Origin of the sequence: Ruminococcus sp. RTP21484sp1_RTP21281st1_A8_RTP21281_210402 (assembly GCF_040914025.1) — a bacterium.
Lineage (GTDB): Bacteria > Bacillota > Clostridia > Lachnospirales > Lachnospiraceae > Blautia_A > Blautia_A faecis.
Map to the genome: position 1 here is coordinate 1 of NZ_JBCPGE010000083.1, position 7,687 is coordinate 7,687.

Below are 7,687 nucleotides of genomic sequence, written 5' to 3' on the forward strand. Positions count from 1 at the left end.
ACCGTATTCTGGTGATTGAGGACGGACAGGTGGTGGATTTCAGATGAAGACAATAAGCAGGATTGCATATAGCAATGCCAAAAAGAACAAGACAAGAAGTATACTGATTATGATGTCCATATGTCTGACTACGATGCTGCTTGTGATTATCAGTACTGTGGGAAATGGAATGATCCGTTTGCAGAAAAGTCAGGCGGCAAGCTCATATGGAAGCAATTATGGCCTGTTTATCGCCGCAGATGGTACGCAATTAAAAGAAGTGGAACGCAGAGCTGAGATATCTGATATCGGCATCATGTGTACGGAGGGCATCCTGAAAGGAAATGAAAATGGCGGCTTTGTCAGTGCGGATGAAACGGTCAGGAAAATGCTTCCCTATAATCAGGAATATGTGTTGAAGGAAGGTACCTATCCGGAAAAGGCGCAGGAAATTGCCGCAGGACGCGCTTTCTTTGATGCAGTGGGATACCATGATGTAAAGGTCGGAGACATCGTAACATTGGAGTACCGTTCCGGCATGCAGTCGGAATACGCACCGGTGGAATTTACTGTCAGCGGGATTTTATATGACCGGGATGAATATACCATCGAGGCTTCCTATGTTGTATTCGGTTCGCAGGATTTTTATAATGAGCGTGTTGCGGAGGGTGACAGGCAATATAATATCTATTTTACCTTGAGCGATTCTGCAAATGTATCTATGAATAATGTTGCGCCTGTTATAAAAGAAATCGCGGATTTCTGCGGCATTGACCAGAAAAACGTGATCATCAATGACCTCTACCTGCAGTGGGTATTGCAGCCGAGCTATGAAATGATTGTGGTTTGTGGAACCCTGATCCTCGGAATCGTGCTGTTTTCCGTTGTGGTCATTTATAATATCTTCCAGGTCGGGATCGCCCAGAAGGTTCAGGAGTACGGAAAAATCAAGGCGCTGGGTGCAACCAGAAAGCAGATGAAGCAGTTGATCTTTCGTGAGGGCATTCTTCTGGCGGTTCTTTCGATACCGCTGGGGCTGCTGTTTGGTTTCCTGATTGCAAAAGTCAGTTTCAACTGGCTGGTGGAGCAGGGAAATCTGGTATCGTCCGGAATCAAGAACCATCAGGTGCCTCTGTTTTCACTAACAATTATGCTCATCTGCATTTTTGTATCGTTTCTTACGGTCGTTTTGGCTCTGCGCAAACCCATGAAAATTGTTTCCCGGATTTCACCAATCGAAGCGACACGGTATCTTGACGGCTCCAAAACGCAAAAACAGGGCAGACGAAAAGGCAGAAAAGATGTCACCGTTTTCTCCATGGCAATGGCAAATGTGACAGGCAATCCGAAAAGAACCATTGCTACGATTCTTACCATGGGGCTTTCCTGTGTATTGTTTGTAATTATCTCTAATTATGTTGGAAATATTGACCCGGAGTACGAGGCGCGGATTGCAATCAACCATGGACAATTTGAGTTGCAGCTGGATTATTCCCAGAATTATGATGAAGCCTATTCGGAGAATAATCTGGACACAATCCTACAGAACAACCCACTGAATGATTCATTGATTAAAGAAATCAAATCCATCCCCGGTGTAACGGATGTACTGACGAGAGAAATCGTCTCTGCAGATCTGAACGGAACAAAATTTCCGGTTGCAATCGTAAATCAAGAGGATTTTGAAATGATGCGCGGGGATGGCGATATCGGTTCCATGGACTATGCACAGGCTGTCAAAAACGGGGATGTTTTCTTTGGCTGGTCCATGTGGATGGAAGCTGACGGGTATTCTGCGGGTGCACCGATTACATTCAACTTTGATAACGGAAGCGGAACCTATACCTATCATGGAAAAATCGCAGGCTCCTTTGTAAGCGCGGACACTTATCTGGTCATTCCGGAAGAAGTATACCGCTCTGTAGATCCGAAAGGGACATCTTATGGATACCTGTGGGTGGATTGTGCTAAAAAAGATGTGGCATCTGTAGAGCAAAGCCTGAATGACCTGCTCTCCGATACTTCTCATATCAAGCTGAACACCTATCACGCAGAATTGCAAACTGCAGAATACGCAAGCCGTATGATGAAGCTTGGCTGCTATCTGTTCATGGCAATTGTCGGTCTCATTGGGTTTATGAATCTGGCAAACACCATGATCATCAATATCACCACGAAGAAGCAGGAATATGGTGTATTACAGGCTGTGGGTATGACAAATAAACAATTAAATTTATGCCTGCAGTTACAGGGACTGATTTTTACGGTTGGCACCATATGTGTAGCACTTATCGTTGGTCTGCCACTTGGCTATGCGCTCTTTGCCTATGCAAAGCATAATGGAATATTTGGAATGAATGTCTATCATGTTCCAATTACACCAATTCTTGCTATGATTTTGCTGGTCAGTCTTTTGCAGATTGTGCTTTCCCTCGTTTTAAGCAGTAATCTGAAAAAGGAAACGCTGGTAGAAAGAATAAGGTATCAGGGATAGCAAGTAATATGTAATGAACTAGGTCTTAACGAAGAGGAGAAATAGATAACTTCCATTTTGTATGCTATCAAGGCTGTCCTGAAATATTTTGCGATGATCTAAGAATATCGCTGATTTCAAGGAGGAATAACACATGAAAAGCACATTTGAAAAAATAGGTGGAACCTACACACTGGGAGCAGACGGAATTTACTATCCGAATCTTGTCAGTACAGATGAAGAACCGCATTATGGGAAATATGGAATGATTCGGAAAACGTATCTGAAGGAGCATCGTCCGGCAATGTATTCTCTGTATATGTTGGAAGACAGATTAACAGAACATCTGAATGCTGTGGACGATGAAGCACAGGAGAGGATGGATATTCTGGTGCGTCAGATGATGGAGAAGCAAGGCGTTACGGAAGAATTGAAAGCTCGTGATCAGATGGTGTGGGTTGGAGCTGTAAATAATATCCGGAATGCAGCAGAAGAGATTGTGTTAAAAGAACTGATTTACAGGTAAACAAAGAGCTGAACAAGTAGGACGAAAAATCCTGTTTGTTCAGCTTTTGTGTTTATAAGGGGCCAAAGAAGCAAATTACAATTCTATAGAAAGTGATCTTTTCTAAGTTTCGGAAGGCTGGTTTTTTCCGTCATAGTTATAAGTTGACGATTTAATTATTCCATAGTATGGCTTAAAAAATATTCGAATATAACTTTATAGAAATAATCATAATGGGGAGATTATTTGATGAATTATGTGCTAATATTCTGCAATTCTACTGCTGGTCGATTGATTTATGCACACTCTCATTATAATATGTGTGCAGGAGGTGGATATATGTATCAGATTAGTAATGAAAAATTCGGTTTATTTGTAACCGAATTAAGAAAGGAAAAGAATTTAACTCAAAAGGATTTGGCTGAAAAATTATATGTATCAGATAAAACAGTTAGCAAATGGGAACGTGGTCTTAGTATGCCCAATGTCGTATTACTCATACCAATAGCTGATATATTAGATGTTACCGTTACAGAATTGTTACGTGGAGAAAAAATAGATACACAGAAAAATATTGAAAAAAAAGAAATCGAGGAATTGGTGGTAGGCTCTCTCGATATGGCTGTTAGGGATTCTATTCACCAGCATAGAAAAAACTGGATATTAGCATATTTGTTATGTTTTTTTATATCTATTACAGAAATTATTATGTTAGTTGTATCTGAAAGTTCGTTAGCTGAGATGAAAGGGGATATATTGCTGGTTACAGGGGGAATGCTTTTATTTGGTGCATGGTTTTGTTTCTTTGCAAAAGACATATTACCAACATATTATGATGCCAATAAGATAAATTATGTTTCACAAGGAATTTTTAGAATACATCTAGTTGGTTTATCTTTTAACAATGAAAATTGGATATACATCTGCACAACTTTAAAAATATGGACACTTGCAACGGTTGTTCTATATCCTCTTGCAGGTATTATAATAATCAATTGTTTCAATATAGCTTTATGGGATATTTTGAATAAAATTTTCTTAATTATGATATTAGGTGGTATGGTAGTTTCGATTTACATTATTGGGAAAAAATACGAATAATTAAATTACCTGTTATCGTTGTGGATAGTACTAATTTACAACATTCTTCATGGGAAATATGGAATGATGCAGAAGAGTGGTTCTGTTTCATAGGCTTTGATTCCGGTTGGCGTGACGGTGTTTGCTGTTTTCATATTGCCATAGCCATGATCTACAGCGATGATTTTTGTGTTTCTGAGTTCTCGCATAAAAAATACCTCCGTTTTCGTATTGATTGATTCAGCAGGCTGTACCGGTGTGGTACTGCTTTGCTGTGAGATAAGCATACGAAAATCGGAGGGAACAGTAACTATTTCTGAATGCAGCAAATTTTTATTATAGAACATTACTTTACAAGAAGAATAAAAAAGCATATAATTCTTTTATAATATATTTAATAAAAGAGGGTAAGAAAACGGAAAATAAAGATAAAAAAAATATAACAAGAAAAAAAATAATTAATTATGTTCTAAACAATCATGTTACATCCAAGGCAGAAATCGCAAAAGAGTTAAACTTGAGTATGCCGACTGTGTTAGCAAATGTGAATGACTTGTTAGAAAAAAGGGTGTTGGAAGAAACTGGGGAATATGCTTCAACCGGTGGAAGGAAGGCAAAAAGTATAGGGATTAATAAGTCATACTGTCATGCAATGGGAATTTTGATTACAGCGAATCATATAGAAATGGTATTAGTAAATCTTGGAGATGAGATTATAAAAAAAGATCGCATCCGTTTAAAATTTACGGCTGAATTATCTTATTGTACAGAGGTGGCACAAAAGGTCAAAACTTTTCTGGAAGGCGAAGTAGCGAAGGACACGCTACTTGGGATTGGAGTGGCGATTCCAGGAATTATTGATCAGAAAGAACGGATTGTTTTAAAATCCCATGCTTTAGGTATAGAGAATTATAGTCTGCGCTTTTTAGAGCAGGCTCTGGAAATTCCAGCATATTTTGAAAACGATGCTAATGCTGCAATGCTTGCAGAAAAAAAGCAAAAGTATCCAAATGCGATATATCTGTCTTTGAACCACACATTAGGAGGTGCATTCTGCATAGATGGAAAGCTGTTTCGAGGGCAGAACCAGAAAGCAGGGGAGTTTGGTCACATGATACTCGTTCCCGGTGGAAGAAAGTGTTATTGTGGTAAATCAGGATGTGCAGATGCATATTGTGCTGCAAGTGTACTGACAAAAGATAACAGGCAGTCACTGGATGCATTTATGGAAAAAATTGAAAGTGGTAATGAAAAAATTTTGCAGAAATGGAATGAGTATCTGGATCATCTTGCTGTTTTGATATCAAATCTGCGGATGGCATATGATATGGATATCATACTAGGAGGTGATGTGGGAGGTGTATTGTCAGATTATATGATACCACTGGGAGAAAAAGTGATGGCATATAATGGCTTTGAGCACGATGTTTCATACTTGAAAAATTGTTCGTATAAGAAAGAAGCGTCAGCTGTTGGAGCCGCGAAATACTTTTTCACAAAACATATGGTAGAATTGTAGTAACTGTTCACAGGTAGGAATTTTCTGAACTGAAAATTCCGTACGGTACAGCTCCCACTGACAGGTTGCAAAGCGAATGCGGATGTCCGCTTTATATGTGTGAAAAACGAGAAGTTGTGTAAAATTAAAAAAAGAAATTATAGTAAAAAACGGAAAGAAAACAGTAACTACGGTTTCCTTTCCGTTTTTTTGCGTGGTGCGCCTGGCGGCGCACGTTTCTAACGGGTTAAAGTCCCGAATCCGCCCGGTAGTGGGAAGGATATAGCCGAAGGCAAGGGTGTCCATCGTGAGGTGGAATCTGAAGGAAGCCGGATGTGGGAACAGACTAACCCCGGGCAAATCTCTGGTCTGACGAACAGAAATCTCATATAAGGTTATGCATGAGGGTAAGACTGCCACCCAAGTCAAAGCCCAATAACTACACGGAATCCTGCGTGATAAATGAGGCAGATGGATGGAGAGGAAGAAACGTGTGGTACCCAGGGAGGTCTGTGCGGTACGCCTTGAAAGAGGTAACCATTGCATAAAGCAATGCTGAACGCACAGAAGTCAGCAGAGGTCATAGTAGCCGAGAGGTGAAGGACCGAATCAGTAGGAATCTTAAGTATGACCGAGAAAGGAGGAATGACCGTCTATGGCAGAAAACATTGAAAACAATGACTGTTCGCAGAGAGATAGTGCGGAACACGAAGGGTATGCAAAAGCGTCTAGGTCATTCAATCGGATATGGAAAGAAAGAGACAGTGCACAGCCGAGACTTTTGGAAGCGATACTGTATAAAGACAACTTTAACAGAGCGTATAAGAGAGTCAAGGCAAACAAGGGAGCGCCAGGAATTGATGGCATGACCATTGAGGAGGCTCTTCCATATCTAAAGGAACATCAACAAGAGATAACCGACCGCATTTATCGTGGAAAGTATACTCCGTCTTCAGTAAGACGAGTTGAGATTCCCAAACCAGATGGTGGTGTGCGAAAGCTTGGCATACCAACAGTGGTAGACCGTACACTTCAACAGGCAATAACCCAACAGTTAGTGCCAATCTATGAACCGCTGTTTGCAGAGGGTAGCTATGGCTATCGTTCGAACAGAAGTGCAAAAGACGCAATACTTAAGGTTAAGGAGTATGCCGAACAAGGCTATACATTTGCTGTAGTCCTTGACTTGTCAAAGTACTTCGATACTCTTAATCACGAAATTCTCATCAATCTTCTCCGAAAGAATGTAAAAGATGAACGTGTAGTACAGCTGATAAAGCGCTATCTGAAGAGCGGTGTAATGGAAAACGGAGTAGTCATTGACACAGAGGAAGGCTCGCCACAAGGTGGAAATCTATCACCGTTGCTGGCAAATGTCTACCTCAATGAGTTCGACCAAGAATTCTTGAAAAGAGGTGTTCCATGCATAAGATATGCAGATGACATCGTGCTTCTTGCAGAGAGCAAGCGAGCATCAGAGAGACTCTTGGAAAGCAGTACAAAATATCTTGAGGAGAGGCTGAAACTTACAGTCAACCGAGAAAAGAGCCGTACTGTCAGCGTGTTTGCAATCCGAAATTTTAAATTCCTTGGCTTTGCATTGGGAAGGAACGGAAAAGGCATTTATGTCCGAGTTCATACGAAGTCATGGAAGAAGTTTAAGTCTAGACTGAAGGAGTTATCTTCCCGTAAGCGATGTCAGTCAATCAAGCCAAGCCTTGAGAAGATTAAGGTATATGCGAGGGGATGGCTTAACTATTACGGAATTGCAAGTATGAAGAACAACATAGATGACGTCAACGGATGGCTCTATCACAGAATACGTATGTGTATATGGAAACAATGGAAATTGCCCAGAACAAAGAAGAGAAATCTGATAAAAATGGGAATCCATGAATATTATGCGAACATGGCGGCAAACTGTCGAAGGGGACACTGGTATTGTGCCAATCTGACGACAGTTAAGAAAGCCATGACAAAAGAAAGACTGATAAACAGTGGCTTCTATGATTTAGCCACAGCCTATCAGTCTGTGCACGTCAACTATTGAAACCGCCGTGTACCGAACGGTACGCCAGACTGTCTAACAATTCAAAAATTCAGTCTGATGTAGACGGTATTTTTATCTTCGATTTTTTTAATACCATTTTTA

Annotated in this window: 5 protein-coding genes and 1 pseudogene; 5 read left to right on the forward strand and 1 reads right to left on the reverse strand. The window is 40.5% G+C overall.

The features are described from left to right. The first annotated feature begins 43 nt into the window (after window positions 1–43). From AB5170_RS22035 to AB5170_RS22045, 3 genes are all read left to right on the forward strand, one after another. Window positions 44–2,473 (forward strand): ABC transporter permease, encoded by a 2,430-nt coding sequence (locus AB5170_RS22035; protein WP_173771804.1) that lies wholly within the window; start codon window positions 44–46, stop codon window positions 2,471–2,473. A 133-nt stretch (window positions 2,474–2,606) separates the two neighbouring features. Further along, window positions 2,607–2,978, forward strand: a complete 372-nt coding sequence (locus AB5170_RS22040; RefSeq protein ID WP_173735086.1) for a TnpV protein — start codon at window positions 2,607–2,609, stop codon at window positions 2,976–2,978. A gap of 318 nt (window positions 2,979–3,296) precedes the next feature. Next, on the forward strand, window positions 3,297–4,058 hold the full coding sequence (locus tag AB5170_RS22045; protein ID WP_173735085.1) for a helix-turn-helix domain-containing protein: 762 nt from the start codon (window positions 3,297–3,299) through the stop codon (window positions 4,056–4,058). 71 nt (window positions 4,059–4,129) lie between these two features. Here the strand turns inward: AB5170_RS22045 and AB5170_RS22050 are convergent. Next, a pseudogene (locus AB5170_RS22050) lies at window positions 4,130–4,411 on the reverse strand (plasmid segregation actin-type ATPase ParM); the annotation flags it as partial. 65 nt (window positions 4,412–4,476) lie between these two features. On the opposite strand from AB5170_RS22050, the gene AB5170_RS22055 reads away from it, so the two are divergent. Both AB5170_RS22055 and ltrA read left to right on the forward strand, forming a co-directional pair. Then, window positions 4,477–5,556 (forward strand): ROK family transcriptional regulator, encoded by a 1,080-nt coding sequence (locus AB5170_RS22055; RefSeq protein WP_330634115.1) that lies wholly within the window; start codon window positions 4,477–4,479, stop codon window positions 5,554–5,556. A gap of 634 nt (window positions 5,557–6,190) precedes the next feature. Then, window positions 6,191–7,585 carry a group II intron reverse transcriptase/maturase gene (gene ltrA / locus AB5170_RS22060; protein WP_173735084.1) on the forward strand — a complete coding sequence of 465 codons (1,395 nt, stop codon included), beginning with the start codon at window positions 6,191–6,193 and terminating at the stop codon, window positions 7,583–7,585. Window positions 7,586–7,687 lie beyond the last annotated feature (102 nt).

What these genes read in the sequence shown, in the direction of transcription:
- ltrA (WP_173735084.1), top strand. Translation starts at nt 6,191, where the DNA reads ATGGCAGAAAACATTGAAAACAATGACTGTTCGCAGAGAGATAGTGCG.
- AB5170_RS22045 (WP_173735085.1), top strand. Translation starts at nt 3,297, where the DNA reads ATGTATCAGATTAGTAATGAAAAATTCGGTTTATTTGTAACCGAATTA.
- AB5170_RS22035 (WP_173771804.1), top strand. Translation starts at nt 44, where the DNA reads ATGAAGACAATAAGCAGGATTGCATATAGCAATGCCAAAAAGAACAAG.
- AB5170_RS22040 (WP_173735086.1), top strand. Translation starts at nt 2,607, where the DNA reads ATGAAAAGCACATTTGAAAAAATAGGTGGAACCTACACACTGGGAGCA.